Source organism: Pseudomonas rosaeacicularis (genome assembly GCF_057128745.1).
Genome location: NZ_JBSKHT010000017.1, coordinates 48,031 through 65,450, shown reverse-complemented (window position 1 = coordinate 65,450; position 17,420 = coordinate 48,031). Strand labels below are relative to the sequence as shown.

Here is a 17,420-nt window from a genome sequence, read left to right as displayed (position 1 = left end):
GGCTGGCGACAGTTCTGCGGTTTATGAGTCCAGACGCCTGAAATATTCGGGCTGACATTTGCAAGGCCTCGCTCTGTCGGTGATGGCAGAGCGAGGAGGAGGTTCCATGCAGCAATCTGTTCACAACACACCAGCGCAACTGGTTTCATCGATCGGCGGGAGCCTGCGCTTTAACGGGATTGGCAAAACCTTCCCCGGCGTCAAAGCGCTCGCCGACATCAGTTTTGAAGCACGGCCCGGCAGCGTTCACGCGCTGATGGGGGAGAACGGCGCGGGTAAGTCCACGTTGCTGAAAATCCTCGGTGGCTCGTACCAGCCCAACAGCGGCGACCTGCAAGTCGGCGACAAAACCTACATCTTCAAGTCCACTGCCGACAGCATTGCAGCGGGCATTGCGGTGATTCACCAGGAGCTGCAACTGGTGCCGGAAATGACCGTCGCCGAAAACCTGTTGCTCGGCCACATGCCTAATCGATGGGGCATGGTCAATCGCCGGGCAATGGTGCGGCGAGCTCGAGAGCTGCTCAAAGGCCTGGCCGACGAAATCGATCCCAATACACGACTGGGTGATCTGTCCCTCGGTCAGCGCCAGTTGGTGGAAATAGCCAAAGCCATGTCGCGCAACGCCCATGTGATTGCCTTCGACGAACCGACCAGCAGCTTGTCGGCGCGAGAGATCGATCGCTTGATGGCGATCATCGTCAAGCTGCGCGATGAAGGACGAGTGATTCTGTACGTGTCCCATCGCATGGAAGAAATTTTCCGGGTGTGCGACGCCGTCACCGTGTTCAAGGACGGGCGTTTCGTGCGCACCTTCGAGGACATGGCCGAGCTGGACCATGACCGGCTGGTGACCTGCATGGTCGGCCGCGACATTCAGGACATCTACAACTATCGTCCCCGTCAGCATCCGGGGCCAAGCCTGCGAGTCACCGGACTGCTGGGGCCTGGGTTGCAGGAGCCCGTGAGTTTCGCAGTGGAGAAGGGCGAAGTGCTGGGCTTCTTCGGGCTGGTTGGCGCTGGGCGTACCGAGCTGTTTCGTATGCTCTCGGGGCTGACTCGCAGCCAGGCCGGCACGTTGCAGCTGGAAGGCAAGCCGCTGAACATGAAGTCCCCGCGAGATGCCATTTCCGCCGGCATTCTGCTGTGCCCCGAAGACCGTAAAAAAGAGGGCATCGTGCCACTGTCCAGCGTGGCGGAGAACATCAACATCGGCGCTCGGCCTCGGCACGTCAGCCTCGGCTGCCTGATTCAAGGACGCTGGGAAAAGGACAACGCGCAAACGCAGATCCGATCGATGAACGTGAAAACGCCATCGGCCGATCAGCAGATGCTGTTTCTTTCGGGCGGCAACCAGCAGAAGGCGATTTTGGGTCGCTGGTTGTCGATGCCGATGAAAGTGCTGCTGCTCGATGAACCGACTCGTGGCATCGATATCGGTGCCAAATCCGAGATTTATCAGATCATTCATAACCTGGCGAGCGACGGCATTGCGGTGATTGTGGTGTCCAGTGACTTGATGGAAGTCATGGGCATTTCCGACCGGATTCTGGTCATGAGCGAAGGCGCCATTACTGGCGAGCTGTCTCGCGACGAAGCGAACGAATCCCGCCTGCTGCAACTGGCACTGCCGCGCACCCGCGGCTGACACTGGCTAAACGACGTGAAAAATAAAAATGAGGTGCGTATGTCAACCGAATCCAGCCTGACGGCTCCCCGCCAAGGCATGAATATGCGTCGTTTTCTCGACGACTGGGCCATGCTGCTGGCCGCACTGGGCATCTTCGTGCTGTGCGCGCTGCTGATCGATAACTTCATGTCGCCGCTGAACATGCGCGGCTTGGGTCTGGCGATTTCTACGGTCGGTATTGCCGCCTGCACCATGTTGTTCTGTCTGGCGTCCGGGCATTTCGACTTGTCAGTGGGCTCGGTATTGGCCTGCTCGGGGGTGATCGCCGGGATCGTGATTCGCGACACCGACAGCGTGTTTTTGGGTGTTTCCGCTGCGTTGGCGTTGGGTCTGGTGGTGGGCTTGATCAATGGCATCGTGATCGCCAAGTTGCGCATTAATGCGCTGATCGCGACGCTGGCGACGATGCAGATCGTTCGGGGGCTGGCTTACATCTTCTCCAGCGGCAAGGCGGTGGGCGTGGGCAACGAGGACTTCTTCGTCTTCGGTAACGGCCAACTCTGGGGCGTGCCAGTGCCGATCGTCATCACTTTGTTGTGCTTCATTTTCTTTGGCTGGCTGCTCAATTACACCACCTACGGACGCAACACCATGGCTATCGGCGGCAATCAGGAAGCTGCGTTGCTGGCCGGCGTTCACGTTGATCGCACCAAGATCATCATCTTCGCCGTACACGGGCTGATTGGTGCGCTGGCGGGTGTGGTGCTGGCCTCGCGCATGACCTCCGGTCAACCGATGATTGGGCAGGGCTTTGAACTGACCGTGATTTCGGCCTGCGTGCTGGGCGGTGTTTCGCTCAGCGGCGGGATTGGCATGATCCGGCACGTGATCGCCGGGGTGTTGATCCTCGCCATCATCGAAAACGCGATGAACCTGAAGAACATCGACACCTTCTACCAATACGTGATTCGCGGCACGATCCTGTTGCTGGCGGTGATCATTGACCGGATGAAGCGGCGCTAGGTCTGAAGGTCGCGATGATGTGCAATTTGGCCGTGGGATTGCGCAGGATGGTCGGTGTTTTGGCCGCTGCGCAGTCGGAAGCGACCCCGGCCCATCGCGACCGTCGTTACCTCCGATTGCTCCAACGCCCTCCGGGCAGAAGCCAGAGTAGCACCCGATGGTCTCGTTGGAGCGAGGCTTGCCCGCGAAGCTGACGCCTCGGTTTGCCTGATACCGCGCGTTGTAAGGTTTTGGGTCCGCTGCGCGGCCCATCGCGACCGTCGTTACCTCCCATTGCTCCTACGCCCTCCGGGCAGAAGCGGCTTTGCGGTGGCGCAGGCTTTAGGTGAGCCTGCGCACGCGGGGTATCAGGCAAGTTTCGCGGTAACGGTTACCAGCCGCACGGTGGCTGCGGCAAGGGATTCGGCTTCCAGTTTGATGGTGTCCAGCGCGCCGCGGATTTCGTCGCCATCTCGTGTACCGAGTCGCGAGTCAACGAGCACTGTCATTTGGTAAAGCGCATCGATGATCCCGTGGAGATTACGATGCAACTGATGGGTGACCTTGGTCAGGTGTTCGCCCATTGTGGGATCACCCGCTAAGCCTGCATAGGCTTCAGTGCGACAAGAGGAGGTGAGACGGGCAGTTCGAAAGCCTGTTACCACGTAATTGATGTCCACCCCGGCGGTGGCAATTTTCTCCAGATACGACGCTTTGGGGGAGCGGCTTCCGCTTTCGTAGTTACCCTGAGCGTTGGTCTCCACTCCGCCGATTGTGCCCATAGCGCTCTGAGAAAGCCTGAGCCGGTTACGCTCTTCGCGCAACCGTTCGCCAATCCTTGTCATTGTAGTTCTCCCTGTCAGATGCTTGGTACCAATGCCACGACAGCTCAGAGTGGATCGAAAAATTTGGCGTCGTAGTCACGAGTCAGACTCGCGGTTTCACTCATTTGTACCCTTTTAACCGCAAAAACATACGTATGGCATCAAATTAGTTTGAACGTATTTAGATTAAAGTTGTAGGAGTTTTCTTAAACGATCGTATGACTCATCCGTACGGATGGTTGATCAGTTTCGGCTCCGGGAATCTATCCAGCAGCGATAGACTCTGCCTCCGGAAGAGCGGAACACGGGCTGAATAGAACTCCAGCCCGTCAGAATGAAGGGAGTTAACGCGGCGAAATCGGGCAACGTGCGCCGCCTTGGCGCGCCCAGTCATTGGCAGTCTTGGCGAGGGTGTCGGCCAGTGTCGCGACAGCCTGCTGGTGAGCTAACACCAGGTTTTCCATGCCAAGGCCTGCGGGCTGGCGAATGACACTGCTGCAGGTCAGGTTCTGGCGTTTGGCACCATTACCGGAAAGGCTCAGATTCCAGACCACATCAATCAACGCGTACTGATCCAGTATCGATTCGAACCGACGCACGTCCGTGCGTAGCGAGAGTACTGGCACATCGGCCTGTTTGGGCAATCCGGCCAGATCCCGCATGCCAAAACGCCGTTCCAGTTGACCGGTCAGGGCATCGTGAAACTCGTCCCCCAGCGGCGCGCCCCAGCGCTCGTTTTCCAGAATCGCGAGACTGCCGTTGCCCTGACGTATCACCAAGGGTGGCTGATCCACCTGCACCGGCATCAGCACCGGCAGCATCTCGAACTGAAACGGCGATTGCGTGGCCGGGGCGGGGGCTGATGTCGCGGGTGCTATCAGCGTGTAGTAATGCGTCGGGGTTGTGCTGCACGCGGCGAGGCTCAGCGCGGTCGCCAGAACCAGAAGATGAGTACGCAACATCATTGCTGAGGCTCCAGATCGATTTGACGGGAAGGGGACGAGCCCTTGTAGGACTTGGGAGCGGCGTCACCGGCGCGGCCGCGAATCAACGATTCAGGATGACGGCTGAGGAAGTCAGTCAGCACACGCACCGAACGCGCCGTGCGTTGCACTTCGTCCATGGCCTGGCCCAACTGGACCCGAGCCGGGGAGTTTTCCGATAGCGTATCGTTGGCGGTACCCAGGGTTTTCTGAGCCTGCTGCAAAGTACCGCGCATTTGCGGGATCACGTCGCTGTTGACCGCTTTCATGGTTTTCTGCAGTTCGCTCAAGCTGCCATTGAGATTGCCCACCAGTTCGTCGATCGGCAGCTTGCCGAGTTTGTCGACAAAGGCCTGCAACTGCTCCTGCAACTTGTCGAAACTGCCCGCCACTGTGGGGATTTCCAATGGCCGTGCCTTGGCGTCGTAGTTGGCAAGCTTCGGTGCCTTTGGATCGAAGTCCATCGCCACGTAAAGCTGACCTGTGAGCAGGTTGCCCGTGCGCACCTGGGCGCGAAGTCCGTGGGCGACGAAGCCTGCGAGAATGCGAGTGGTCTGCTCTTCTTCGGTGCCGGCGCCCGCCGTTTCCTTGAGTTTTTCGTTGGCAGCGCCCAGTCGTTGCGGATAGATCACCGCGCCGACGATGCCGGGGAAAGTACCTGTCTTGGCGTCGTAATCCAGATCCACCGAGACCACGCGGCCGACGTTCACGCCCAAAAAATCCACCGGCGCGTTGACCACCAACCCGCGCAGGGACTGGTTGAAACGCATGCGGATATATTTCGGCTCACCGTCAGGCGGCGCCAGGGCGGTGGCCTGATCGTCGAAAATCTGGAACGTGGCGTTGGCCTCGGCCGGTTTTGCATCCGGGCTGTATTTAGGTTCGCGGAACGCGACGCCGCCGGACACGATCGACGTCAGCGACTGGGTCGAAACCTTCAGGCCCGAAGCGCCGAGGGTGACGTCAACGCCGCTGGCATTCCAGAAGCGCGAATCGGTGAGCACGTACTGGTCGTTGGGCGAAGTGATGAAGATTTCGATGTCCACGCCTTTTCCGTCTTTGGCCAACTCGTAGGCCACTACCTGACCGACCTGGATGCGACGGAAATACACCGGCGAACCCACGTCCAGCGAGCCAAGATCATCGGTGTGCAGCTTGAAGCGTTTGCCGCGCTCACCGAACGTCACAGGCGGCGGGGTTTCCAGGCCGGTAAAGTCTTTCTTGGTCTCTCCGGAATTGCCTGCATCGGCACCGATGAAGGCCCCGGACAGCAGCGTGTCTACGCCAGACACCCCACCGGCGCCAATCCGTGGACGAACCACCCAGTACTGGGTATCGGCACTGGTAAACGGCGTCGCCGAATTGTTCAGCTCGATCGTGGCCAGGACGTGGGTGCGGTCATCGCTCAGGTTGATGTCGGTGACGACACCAATGACCACATTCTTGTATTTGACCTGGGTTTTCTTGGCTTCCAGCCCTTCGGCGGTCAGAAAGCTGACGGTGATCTTTGGGCCGACATTCAGGAAGTCATGGACCACCATGGACAAGCCGATCAGACCCGCAACGATGGGCACCAGCCACACCAGGGAAATTTTCGCCTTGCGGGCTTTCACGTCGGGCCGCGTCGGCGTAGACGAAGACGGGGGAAGGGCGTTATCAGACATCATCAACCTCTGCGTCCCAGATGAGCCGGGGATCAAAACTCATGGCGGCGAGCATCGTCATCACTACCACCAAACCAAAAAACAGAATGCCCAGGCGCGGCTCTATGGTGCTGAGCCCGCGAAACTGCACAAGTGCCGCCACCAGGGCGACGACTAACACATCCAGCATCGACCAATAGCCGATCAGCTCGATGAATCGATAGAGGCGCGAGCGTTCGCGCATGGCCCACGTGCTGCGGCGCTGACAGGTGATCAGCAACATGCCCAGCACCAGAAACTTGATGCAGGGCACCACGACGCTGGCGATGAAGATCAGGATCGCGATGTCCCACGAACCGCCTTCGGCGAATTCGATGACGCCGCTCATGATGGTGTTTTCGCTGCTGCTGCCGAACAAATTCGTGAGCATCACCGGCAACAGGTTGGCCGGAATATAAAAAATCAGGCCCGCCAGCAGAAACGCCCAGGTGCGCGTCAGACTGTTGGGTTTGCGACGATGCACGGCGGATTCACAGCGGGGGCATTCGTGGGTCTGCTCCGGGCATACGTACCCGCAGACGTGGCACAAGGTGACATTGTGTTCATGGGCGAAAGGAATGCCGTTCATGTCGGGCCTACTCCCAGGTCGTCCCAAAGTCGCCGAATGTCTTTGCCGGCGATCAGTACGATCAACACCATCAGCATCGCCATCGCCCACAAACCGGCGCCGGGGTGCACATCCAGCATGCCCGCCAGCTTAACGATCGCCACCAGAATCCCCAGCAGGCAAACCTCCAGCATGCTCCAGGGCCGCAGGTGTTCGAGAGCGCGCATGCAGCTTTTGAAACCGGGGGCGATTTCGCCGCGTTTTGCATGCACCAACACCCAGAAGAGCAATACGATCTGCAGCGCCGGCGCGAAGATGATTGCAAGGCCTGCGACCAGCGCAATCAACGTGATACGCCCTTGGGCCAGCGCCTGTACCGAACCCCAGAGCGTCACCTCGTTATGCAGACCCTGCAGGCTGATGCTGATGACCGGGAATACGTTGGCGAAGATGAACATGATGCCAGCGGCGATGCTCAGGGCCAGCAACTGCTCGATGCTCATGCGCGGGCCGCGATCGAGTATCGCGCGGCAGCGCACGCAGTAGGCCGATTCACCCTTTTTCAGGGGAACCGCCTCGTACAGCGAATCGCAATGTTCGCAAATGATCCACTGAGCGGGATTTTCGGCAGGTTGCAAGTTGTCGGTCATCGGCGCCGTGGTCATAGATGGATGAAAAGAGTGCACGGTGAATGGGCCATGAAGGCGGCACGTGTAGAAGGGTAGGCAAAGATACCCCGGAGTCGGGTTTCTGGCTCGCCTTTTATCGTGGCTGTTACGGGACTGACGGAGGTTGTGAATGGGTTCATCTACGTCGACGGCTTACTGGAGATGACAAATTGACCACAGTGCCAGCATCAGGTTCGCCATCAATTCGACAGTATTCAAGTTTGGCCACATCGTCACGACAGTGAAACCGCTGCAACGCCGAACAGGCCTATTTCCAGAGCTCCCAAACATCTGATCGTTAACCTGGTCGTGCATGTCTTTGGAACCAAAAACGGCGCGACCCTTCGCAGGCCGCGCCGTCTTGTGGATCAGTGAGTCAGCGGGTCATCAAGCGATGACGTCGCTGCTCCACTCGCTGTTCACCAGGCGCTTGAGGCCCAGCGGGTTAGCGTTTTGCAGCGCGGCCGGCAGCAAGCTGTCCGGGTAGTTCTGGTAGCAGACCGGACGCAGGAAGCGATCAATGGCCAGCGTGCCCACCGACGTGCCGCGCGAATCGGAGGTTGCAGGGTACGGACCGCCATGGACCATGGCTTCGCACACTTCAACACCGGTCGGGTAGCCGTTGACCAGGATGCGGCCGACTTTTTCTTCCAGCACTGGAACCAGCCACTGATACTTCTGCAGGTCGGCAGTTTCGCCGATCAGCGTGGCGGTCAACTGGCCGCGCAGTGCTTGCAAGGCTTTTTTCAGCTCGGCGTCGTCAGCCACTTCGATCAGCAGGGTTGCCGGGCCGAAGACTTCTTCTTGCAGCAGTGGGTCGCCGTTCAGCAGCAAGCTTACGTCAGCCTTGAACAGCTGGGCTTGAGCTTGTTTGCCTTCTTGTGGCTTGCCGGCCAGGTGCGTCACACCCGGGTGGGCCAGCAGCGTTTGCACACCTTTGCTGTAGCTGCGCAGACCACCCGCGTTGAGCATGGTTTGCGGCGCCTGACCGCCCATGTGCTCGGTCAACTGTTCGGTGAACGCGGTCAGGGCAGGGGAGCGAATACCAATCACCACGCCTGGGTTGGTGCAGAACTGACCGGCACCCATGACCACCGAAGCAGCGAGTTCGCCGGCAACAGTAGCGCCGCGTGCAGTCAGTGCGCCTGGCAGCAGGACTACCGGGTTGATGCTCGACATTTCGGCGAACACCGGGATCGGCTGTGGACGCTCGGCGGCCATCTTGCACAGGGCGTCGCCGCCGTGCAGCGAACCGGTGAAGCCTACGGCTTGAATCGCCGGGTGCTTGACCAGGCCTTCGCCGACGCCGCTGCCGAAGATCATGTTGAACACGCCTTTTGGCATGCCGGTTTTCTCGGCGGCGCGGATGATGGCGGTGCCGACCAAATCAGCAGTGGCCATGTGACCGCTGTGGGCCTTGAACACGACCGGGCAACCGGCAGCGAGGGCCGACGCGGTGTCGCCGCCAGCAGTGGAAAAGGCCAACGGGAAGTTGCTGGCGCCGAACACGGCAACCGGGCCGACGCCAATGCGGTATTGACGCAGGTCAACGCGTGGCAGGGGTTTGCGGTCCGGTAGCGCCAAGTCGATGCGCGCGCCGAGGAAGTCGCCGCGACGCAAGACTTTTGCGAACAGGCGCATCTGGCCGCTGGTGCGACCGCGTTCGCCCTGGATACGACCGGCCGGCAGCGCGGTTTCCTGGCAAACGACGGCAACGAAATCATCGCCCAGAGCGTCTAGCTCGTCGGCGATGGCTTCAAGGAATTCAGCACGGCGAGCAGGGCTCAGCTGACGGTATTCAGGGAATGCTTCTTTCGCCGCGAGGGCAGCAGAGTCGATTTCTGCGTCGGTGGCTTGATAAAAGCTGTAAGGCAGCGCCTCGCCAGTGGTGGCGTCGAGGCTTTTGTGCTGGGGTTCGCCGAGGGCGCTACGGGCGCCAGCGATGAAGTTCTGGCCGAGAACGGTAGGCATCTGCTTCTCCTGTTGTTGTTTGACTGGATCGGTTCTGAACGAATGCTGTCAGCCGTGTCGGGCTGAATGTGAACGAATCTAAGGTAAGCGCCGCGCTGCATTGAGTCCAGCGCTGGAGTGATGTTGACAGTCATCATACAACTGCATTTTTTTGGCTGCAAGGTTGAGCGACGTGTAGCGCTTGTTCGCTTTTGTAGGAGCTGCCGAAGGCTGCGATGCTATTTGTCTGATACACCGCAATCGCAGCCTCGCGTTGCTCGTCAGCTCCTACAAGATAGTGGTGCCTGATTAAGCATTCGGCTCATCGGTATTGATGTACTCCGGCACCTTCGCCAACGGCAGTCGTCGGGCTTGTTCCGAGTTGATGCCTGGACGGTCTGGCAGCGGATCAAGCTTCTGCGGCTGCCCGGTAGTCAGTGCGCGCTCGATGGCCTGAACCACGCGCACGTCACGCCAGCCTTCGTCGCCATCGGGCTCCGGCTCACGGTTTTGCAGGATGCAATCAGAAAAGTACTGCGTCTCGCCGCCAAACTGATCCACTACCGGGTGCTCATGCTCAGTCGTCTTGCCGTCGATGATCGCCCGATAGCTGATCGCCACGCCCTCACCGAAACCAAAGCAAGGCGACGCCTCGAACTCACCCTTGGTGCCAATCAATTGGAAGCGCTCCGTGCTGGGCAGACTGTAGCTCACGGTAAAAGTCGCCAGACGCTCTTCGGCAAAACGCAAGGTCACATTGACCGTGTCGAAGGTGTTGATTTCACGATCCGGCGTCTTGATCCCGACGGCGTGCACTTCAATCGGTTCGGCAGCGAACAGGTTGCGCACGGCGTTGATCGGGTAGGGGCCCATATCGGCGACCGGGCCTGCATCGAAACCGCTCTGCATCCGGTGATTGGCCGGGTCGGTGGTCTGGGCGAAGGTCGCGGTGAACAGACGCAAGTCCCCCAGGTCGCCAGCCCGCACCCGTTGCACCATCTCCACGGTCCCGGGCTCGAAGTGCAGACGGTAAGCCACCATCAGTTTCGCGCCGGATTTTTCTGCAGCTTCGGCAATCGCCAGGCAGTCTTCTTCGCTGGCGGCCATGGGTTTTTCCAGCAACACATGGATGCCGGCTTCAAGGGCCGGGACTGCGAATTCGCGATGACGGAAATTGGGCGTGGCGAGGTAGATCGCGTCAATCTCGCCAGATTTAAGCAATGTGTCGAACTCGTTGTAGTGGTAGCTCTTGAGGTCGTACAGCTCGGCCAGCTTGTCGGCTTTAACCGGATCGCCGGTCACCAGAGCGGTCATCACCGAGTTGTCGGTCTGCTCCAGCCCAGGCATGAACGCGCCTTGGGAAATCCAGCCGCCAGCGACCACTGCGTAACGGATTTTGCCGTTTGAATCGGGCATGTATAAGCCTCCTTTTTCAGCGGACGGTATGTCCAGCGCCTGATTAATCGGCAGGCCAGCGCGCGGTTAGTTCAATCAAAAAATCACCATTCAGACATTTGCTATTGCCAATTCGGCGCCCTTGGCTATATTTTGTAAAACGATTTAGTAAAACGTTTTACTAAGTCCTTTAAAACGTTTACTCGATGCGTCTACACAACAATAACAACAAGCGAGAAACCCACATGCCCCTGACTCGACGTCGTTTCGTGCAGTCTGCCGCCATCAGTGCAGCCGCGCTTTCCCTGCCTACCTTCGCCCGCGCCGCCACGCCGGTGCTGCGTCTGTCGTCGACCATGACCTCGGACGAAAACTCAGCGCATTACCTGTTCTATCAACGCCTGGCCGAAAACCTCAAGCAGTCGGTGGGCGATAAAATTCGCATCGATTTCTTTCCCAACGGTCAGCTGGGCAAGGAAGCCGACGTGGTCCAGCAAGTGCGACTGGGCTCCGTCGACATGATGGTCACCGGCAGCTCGATCTGGGCCACGGCGCTGCCGGAGCTGGCGCTACTTGATCTGGGCTTCCTGTTCGACAACTACGACCACGTCGCCCGTGCCGTCGACAGTGGCGTCGGCGAGACCTACAACAAGCTGCTGCAAGAGCGCGCCGGTTGCACCATCGTCGGCTGGGGCTCGCATTTCAGTGCGCGTAGCGTCTACACCAAGCCGCCGATCAAGGATCTGGAAGCGATCAAAAACGTCAAGTTGCGGGTGCTGCCAACCCAGGCGTTCATCGAGACCTTCAAGCTGATGGGTGCGATTCCGACCCCCATTGCTTTCAACGAGGTGTACACCGCGGTGCAGACCGGCGTGGTCGAGGGCTTCGAGCACGATGCGGCCAGTGTGCTGGCCAACAAGCTCGACGAAGTGGTGCGCAACAGCTGGCAGACCAACCATTTGTTCAGCCCGTGTATTGCAGTGGTGGGCAAGCGCGGACTGGCGAAGATCCCGGCGGATTTGCAGCCTGCGTTTCTGGAAGCGGCGAAAGAGGCGAGCATTCATCAGCGTGCCGCTGCTGCGGTAAAAGGTGCCGAAGCCATCGCCACATTGGCCAAGGGCGGCATGACCCTGTACCCGATGGCCGAGGCCGAGCGCGCCAGCGTGCGCACGCTGATGCGCGACAAGCTGTGGGTGCCGTTCACCCAGACCAACCCGTCGATGGCGCCGGTGTTGGCGGCCATCGATGCAGCGCGGGTGTGAGCCGTGTTCGCTCATGTCGCCGCGACGCCATTGGGTGGCGCAGCAAACATAAATCCTGTGGGAGCGGACCTGTCCGCGAATAGGCCCTTAAGGCCGATAGACCTGCGTCGCCTGGCACCTTGCATTCGCGGACAGGTCAGCTCCCACGGAGATTTATCGTTTTTGCAATCGGCGATTTGTCCCTCGTTGCATAAGAGAGAACCCTCATGACTTCCTCCACCAGCGTGCTCGCTGCCGCTGATCAACAGCTTCACGAACATCCCGAGCAAGCCGCAGGGCCGGTGATCGCGGTCAAGGAGTGGGGATTCAACGCACAACCTGCTGCCGGACGCTTGCTGGCGACGCTGTGCACTTTCATCGAACGCTTGTGCGCGCTGGTGCTGGCCGTCGACGTTCTGGTGGTCTTCGTCTCGGTGATCCTGCGTTATTTCGTGCACCACCCGGTAGATTGGGCGGAGGAGGTGGCGCGGGGGCTGATGGTCATGCTGGTGTTCCTCGGCGGCGCCACGGTGCTGGCTCGCAAACAGCATGTGCACGTGGATTTTTTCCGCGCGTTGCTGCCGACGGCGTGGCAACAGGCGGCGCACCAGATCGGCGGCTGGCTGGTGGCAGGCACGGCAGCGGGATTGGCATTTTCTTCCTGGCTGCTGCTGGAAGACTCGGTCAACGTCGCCACGCCCATGGGCTTGCCGCAATGGCTGAACGTGCTGCCGGTGTTCGTCGGTGCGCTGCTGATGACCGTGGTCGGCATCGCCAACGCCATCAACGGCGCGACACGTATCACCTGGCTGACCCTGGCCGGTTGCCTGCTGTTCGCTGCCGCCATTTATGGCTGGAACAGTCAGTTCGAAGCCTGGGCCTTGCAGCCCTGGACTCTGCTGCTGGGCGGATTCATCGGCGGACTGCTGGTCGGCGTGCCTATCGCATTCGTTCTGGCGATGTGCGCGCTGCTGTATTTCATGGGCGATCCGACGCTGCCGATGGTGATCTACTCCCAGCAAGTCATGGCGGGGATGGATCACTTCGTGCTGCTGGCGATTCCGTTCTTCGTGCTGGCCGGGCTGGTGATGGAAGTCAACGGCATGTCCTCGCGCCTGATCGAACTGCTGGTGCGGGTGTTCGGTCGGGTGCGCGGCTCGATGAACCTGATCGCGATTCTGGCGACCGCCTTCTTCTCGGGCGTGTCGGGCTCCAAGCTGGCGGACATTGCAGCGGTGGGCGGCATCGTCGTCCCGGCCGTGCGCCGCACCAAGCAGGACCCGGCCGAAACAGCCGCCGTCCTCGCGGCATCAGGCGTGATGGCCGAAACCATTCCGCCGTGCATCAACATGATCATCATGGGCTTTGTCGCCAATATTTCCATCGGAGGGCTGTTCCTTGCCGGGATCGTCCCAGCCGTGGTGTTGGCCATGGGCCTGGCGACGCTGGCGGTGATCTTCGGGCGCAAGGTCGATCCTGACGTGGCCTTTCCCAAACGCACGCCGTTGCTGCGTTTGCTCGGCGGGGCGCTGGTGGCGTTGATCATGGTGGCGATGATCGGCAAGGGCGTGACGTCCGGGGTTGCCACTTCAACTGAAGTGTCGGCCTTCGCCGTGGTCTATGCCCTGTTGGTCGGTGGCGTGACGTTCCGGGAGCTGACGCCCAGGGCCATCGCCAGACTGTTCATTCGCTCGGCGTCGATGGCGGCGGGGATTCTGTTCATCATTGCGGCAGCGTCCAGCGTGGCGTTCACCCTGACCATCCTGCAGATTCCATCGATCATCTCCGACTTCATGCTGGCGCTGGCGCACAACTATGGCCCGGTAGCGTTCCTGCTGGCTTCGGTGCTGATCATGATTGTGTTTGGCGCTGTGCTCGAAGGTGCGCCGGCGCTGATCATCTTCGGCCCGCTGCTGGTACCTATTGCCGTTCAAGTCGGCGTCAATCCGCTGCACTTTGGTACCGTCGCGGTGATCGCGATGGGCCTGGGATTGTTTTCTCCACCCTTCGGCCTGGGCCTGTTCGCCACCTGCGCGATGACCGGCACCCGCGTCGAAGATGTCTCGCGGCGGATGATCAAATACCTCTGCCTGCTGGTGGTGATGCTGATTCTGATTGTTCTGGTGCCATCGATTTCTCTATGGCTGCCGCGCACCTTCAATATGGGTTAAGGCAAACATGGCAACGATTCATGATGTAGCCGCTTTGGCGGGCGTCTCGGTCAGCTCGGTTTCGAATGTGCTCAATCAGCGCACCGAGAAGCTCAGCGCCGACACGTTCGCCCGAGTCGAGGCGGCGATTCTCAAGCTCAACTACCGCCCCAATCGTGTGGCGCGGCAGCTCAAGACCGGTCACACGCCGATGCTCGGGCTTCTGGTGCCGTCCACCGCCAACCCGATGTACGGGCAGATTGCGCTGAAAATCGAGGCCGCTGCTCAGGCGCAATTCGGTTACCGCTTGCTGCTGGGCAATACGCACCGGGACAAACGCCAGGAGGCCGGGATGTTCGATGACTTGCTGTCCTTTGGCGTGCGCTCGGTGATCGTGGTCTCGTCGATGGACGACGAGCGCCACCTGGAAGCGGCGGTCGAGCGCGGTTTGGCGGTGGTCAGTTACGACCGCCAGACCACGTCGGGCGCGGATTCCAAGGTCGTTCACGTGTCCCCCGACAACTTTCAGGCTGGCTACATCGCCGCAGATCACTTGATCGCCCATGGCCATCGGCGCCTGGCGTTTTTGGTGCCCAGCGGCAAGACCGTCAGCCGCAGCAGCAAGATCGCGGGCTTTCTGGAACGCGCCACCGAGGCCGGATTACTGGGCAGCGCCGAGGTTATAGAAGGCCCTGTCGCCGAAACCTTCGGCGACTCGGAGCTCGCCGATCTGGGGTTTGCCATGGCCGGGCGCATTGCCAGGATGAAACCCATGCCCACCGGCATCGTCACGGTCAACGACATGCTCGCCATGGGCCTGATGTCGGGTTTGCACCAAGCGGGCCTGCGGGTGCCTGACGATATTTCCGTGGTGGGCATGGACGGCCTGTCGATTGCCGCGTTCACCAATCCGAGTCTGACCTCGATGGCGATGCCCCTGACTGAAATGGCCGACGCCATGGTCCAGCGCGCCGTGGAGCGCTCGCGGCAGCCGGATTTACCGGCAGTCAATCTGGTGTTTCAACCGACGTTGGTTGCCCGGCATTCCGTGGCCCGGCCCGCCGACGACAGAAGGGGTTAGCCCATGACCGATATTTTTCTCACCCACGGCCCTCAGGTGCGCGGCAATTACTACGCGGCCAGGCCGTTGGCGCAGTTGCAGGCGTTTGGCAATGTGCGGCTCAACGACTCGTCTGCGCTGCTGTCGCTGGACGAATTCGTCGAGCGCGCCAGTGGTTGCAAGATCATCGTTGCCAGCCGCGAAGCCGCAGCGCCTGCCGAGCTGTTCGAGCGGCTGCCAGACTTGCGCGCGATTTGCCGGGTGGCGGTGGATATTCGCAACATCGATGTCGAGGCTGCCAGTCGCCATGGCGTGCTGGTGACCCGTGCGACGCCGGGTTTCGATACCTCGGTCAGCGAATGGGTGATCGGCGTGATGATTGATCTGGCGCGGGGAGTCAGCCGCGCGGCTGCCGATTACTGGCAGGGCAAAACCCCCGAGGTATTGATGGGCCGCGAGTTGCGTGGCGCGACACTCGGGCTGGTCGGCTACGGGTTCATCGGTCAGCGCCTGGCGCAGATTGCGCGGTTGTTGCAAATGCGTGTGCTGGTCAGTGATCCCCATGTGGCGGTGGCCGAGGAGGGCATTGAGCAGGTGTCGTTCGAGCAGGTTGTCAGTCAGTCCGATTACGTGGTGTGTCTGGCGCCGGCCCTGCCGGACACCGCCAATCTGTTTGGCGCTGAGGCGTTTGCCCACATGCGCGCGGATGCGTTCTTCATCAACGCATCGCGCGGCGAACTGGTGGACGAGCAGGCGCTGCTGGCGGCGCTGGATCAGCAACAGATCGCCGGCTGTGCGCTGGACGTCGGCCGCGCCACGGACCAGATGCCCAGCGTTTGGCTGGCGGCGCATCCGAAGGTGATTGCCAGTCCGCACATCGGTGGCTTGACGCCTCAGGCCAGTGAACACCAGGCGATGGACACCGTGCGACAGGTGCGCGCGTTGCTCAACGGCGCGGTGCCCCAAGGCGCGGTGAATCTGCAACAGGCCTTTGCCGCGCAACAGGCCTTTGGCTTCCCACAACAATAATCAGGAGTCACTGCATCGATGAACACGACCACTTCCAAAGCAACCGATTGCCACGTTCATCTGTATGAGCCGGAGCGTTTCCCGATCCCGTCGCCCGTGCCCGCGGCGACTTGGCGTGACTACCAGAGCGTGCAGCAAAAGCTCGGACTTGGGCGCGCGGTGCTGGTACAGCCGAACGGTTACGGTTTCGACAATGCCTGCCTGCTCGATGGCTTGCAGCAAGCGGGCGACAGCGCCCGTGGGATTGCAGTGATCAAGGCAGAAACACCGTTCAGCGAAATTCTCAAGCTGCACGAGGCCGGGGTGCGCGGCGTGCGTTTCATGATAATCGCAGGTGCTGGCGGGGCGCTGGGTTGGGACGCGCTGGAGCCATTGTCGGCGAAGATTGCCGAGCTTGGCTGGGTGATCAATCTGCAATTGGACGGGCGGGAACTGGCCGAACACGAAGCGCGACTGCGGGCATTGCCGAGCAAGCTGAGCATCGATCACACGGGCAAGTTTCTTGAGCCAGTGGGCACCGAGCATGCAGGATTTGTGGCGTTGCTGCGTTTGCTCGACGGCGGCAAGACGTGGGTGAAAGTGTCCGCGCCTTACGAAACCTCAAAAGTGGGCGCGCCTCATTACGACGATGTCAGCGCGCTGGCAACAGCATTGATCGCCGCTCATCCGGCCCGGTGTTTGTGGGCCAGCAACTGGCCGCATCCGGGCCGCGATCCCAAGCCCGACGATGGCGCGATGCTGGAGCTTTTGAATCACTGGGCGCCGAGTGAAAAGGTGCGCGAACAGATTCTGGTGAGCAACCCGGCTGAGTTGTATGGTTTTGCCTGATAGCCATACCTGTCGACTGACCCCTGCCTCCTACACCACGTGGGAGCGAACCTGTTCGCGAACGCGGTGGTGCAGACGATAGAGATGTGGCGGATGTACCAGCCTATTCGCGGACAGGTCCGCTCCCACGGATGTTGCGTCACACCGCAATCCAGCGGCGTGTGACATCCAGTGTGGGAGCGAACCTGTTCGCGAACGCGGTATTTCAGACGATAGAGATGTGGCGGATGTACCGGCCTATTCGCGGACAGGTCCGCTCCCACGGATGTTGGGTCAGACCACAATCCAGCGGCGTGTGACATCCAGTGTGGGAGCGAACCTGTTCGCGAACGCGGTGGTGCAGACGATAGAGATGTGGCGGATGTACCAGCCTATTCGCGGACAGGTCCGCTCCCACGGATGTTGCGTCA

The 17,420-nt window shown here is 60.4% G+C and carries 14 protein-coding genes; 7 read left to right on the top strand and 7 right to left on the bottom strand.

Annotation, left to right across the window (positions count from 1 at the left end; translation table 11 throughout):
• Window positions 1-106: 106 nt before the first annotated feature.
• Both araG and araH read left to right on the top strand, forming a co-directional pair.
• A complete protein-coding gene (araG, locus tag ACWKWM_RS21605) occupies window positions 107-1,648 on the top strand; it encodes an L-arabinose ABC transporter ATP-binding protein AraG (protein ID WP_483848099.1) in 1,542 nt (513 codons plus the stop codon).
• Between the two features lie 39 nt (window positions 1,649-1,687).
• Window positions 1,688-2,653: an L-arabinose ABC transporter permease AraH gene (gene araH, locus ACWKWM_RS21600; protein ID WP_483848098.1), complete on the top strand. Its 966-nt coding sequence runs from the start codon at window positions 1,688-1,690 to the stop codon at window positions 2,651-2,653.
• 347 nt (window positions 2,654-3,000) lie between these two features.
• Here araH and ACWKWM_RS21595 read toward each other — a convergent pair whose 3' ends face one another.
• From ACWKWM_RS21595 to ACWKWM_RS21565, 7 genes are all read right to left on the bottom strand, one after another.
• Window positions 3,001-3,477, bottom strand: a complete 477-nt coding sequence (locus tag ACWKWM_RS21595) for a helix-turn-helix domain-containing protein (RefSeq protein ID WP_483848097.1) — start codon at window positions 3,475-3,477, stop codon at window positions 3,001-3,003.
• A 323-nt stretch (window positions 3,478-3,800) separates the two neighbouring features.
• Window positions 3,801-4,421 (bottom strand): PqiC family protein, encoded by a 621-nt coding sequence (locus ACWKWM_RS21590; protein ID WP_483848096.1) that lies wholly within the window; start codon window positions 4,419-4,421, stop codon window positions 3,801-3,803.
• Window positions 4,418-6,103, bottom strand: coding sequence for a PqiB family protein (locus ACWKWM_RS21585; RefSeq protein ID WP_483848095.1), 1,686 nt, complete (start codon window positions 6,101-6,103; stop codon window positions 4,418-4,420). The genes ACWKWM_RS21590 and ACWKWM_RS21585 overlap by 4 nt, the downstream gene beginning before the upstream one ends.
• Window positions 6,096-6,710, bottom strand: coding sequence for a paraquat-inducible protein A (locus tag ACWKWM_RS21580; protein WP_483848094.1), 615 nt, complete (start codon window positions 6,708-6,710; stop codon window positions 6,096-6,098). Before ACWKWM_RS21580 ends, ACWKWM_RS21585 begins: the two co-directional genes overlap by 8 nt.
• Window positions 6,707-7,339 (bottom strand): paraquat-inducible protein A, encoded by a 633-nt coding sequence (locus tag ACWKWM_RS21575; protein ID WP_483848093.1) that lies wholly within the window; start codon window positions 7,337-7,339, stop codon window positions 6,707-6,709. The genes ACWKWM_RS21580 and ACWKWM_RS21575 overlap by 4 nt, the downstream gene beginning before the upstream one ends.
• A 405-nt stretch (window positions 7,340-7,744) precedes the next feature.
• Window positions 7,745-9,328, bottom strand: coding sequence for an aldehyde dehydrogenase (NADP(+)) (locus ACWKWM_RS21570; protein ID WP_483848092.1), 1,584 nt, complete (start codon window positions 9,326-9,328; stop codon window positions 7,745-7,747).
• 288 nt (window positions 9,329-9,616) lie between these two features.
• Window positions 9,617-10,723 carry a Gfo/Idh/MocA family protein gene (locus ACWKWM_RS21565; RefSeq protein WP_483848091.1) on the bottom strand — a complete coding sequence of 369 codons (1,107 nt, stop codon included), beginning with the start codon at window positions 10,721-10,723 and terminating at the stop codon, window positions 9,617-9,619.
• Window positions 10,724-10,947: 224 nt separating this feature from the next.
• On the opposite strand from ACWKWM_RS21565, the gene ACWKWM_RS21560 reads away from it, so the two are divergent.
• The 5 genes from ACWKWM_RS21560 (at window position 10,948) to ACWKWM_RS21540 (ending at window position 17,010) form a co-directional block, all read left to right on the top strand.
• The gene (locus ACWKWM_RS21560) at window positions 10,948-11,964 is read left to right on the top strand and encodes a TRAP transporter substrate-binding protein (RefSeq protein WP_483848090.1); all 1,017 of its coding nucleotides are present in this window, start codon (window positions 10,948-10,950) and stop codon (window positions 11,962-11,964) included.
• A 206-nt stretch (window positions 11,965-12,170) separates the two neighbouring features.
• Window positions 12,171-14,114, top strand: a complete 1,944-nt coding sequence (locus ACWKWM_RS21555; RefSeq protein WP_483848089.1) for a TRAP transporter large permease — start codon at window positions 12,171-12,173, stop codon at window positions 14,112-14,114.
• 7 nt (window positions 14,115-14,121) lie between these two features.
• Window positions 14,122-15,174, top strand: coding sequence for a LacI family DNA-binding transcriptional regulator (locus tag ACWKWM_RS21550; RefSeq protein WP_483848088.1), 1,053 nt, complete (start codon window positions 14,122-14,124; stop codon window positions 15,172-15,174).
• 3 nt (window positions 15,175-15,177) lie between these two features.
• On the top strand, window positions 15,178-16,182 hold the full coding sequence (locus ACWKWM_RS21545; RefSeq protein WP_483848087.1) for an NAD(P)-dependent oxidoreductase: 1,005 nt from the start codon (window positions 15,178-15,180) through the stop codon (window positions 16,180-16,182).
• An 18-nt stretch (window positions 16,183-16,200) separates the two neighbouring features.
• Window positions 16,201-17,010: an amidohydrolase family protein gene (locus ACWKWM_RS21540; RefSeq protein WP_483848086.1), complete on the top strand. Its 810-nt coding sequence runs from the start codon at window positions 16,201-16,203 to the stop codon at window positions 17,008-17,010.
• Window positions 17,011-17,420: the final 410 nt, after the last annotated feature.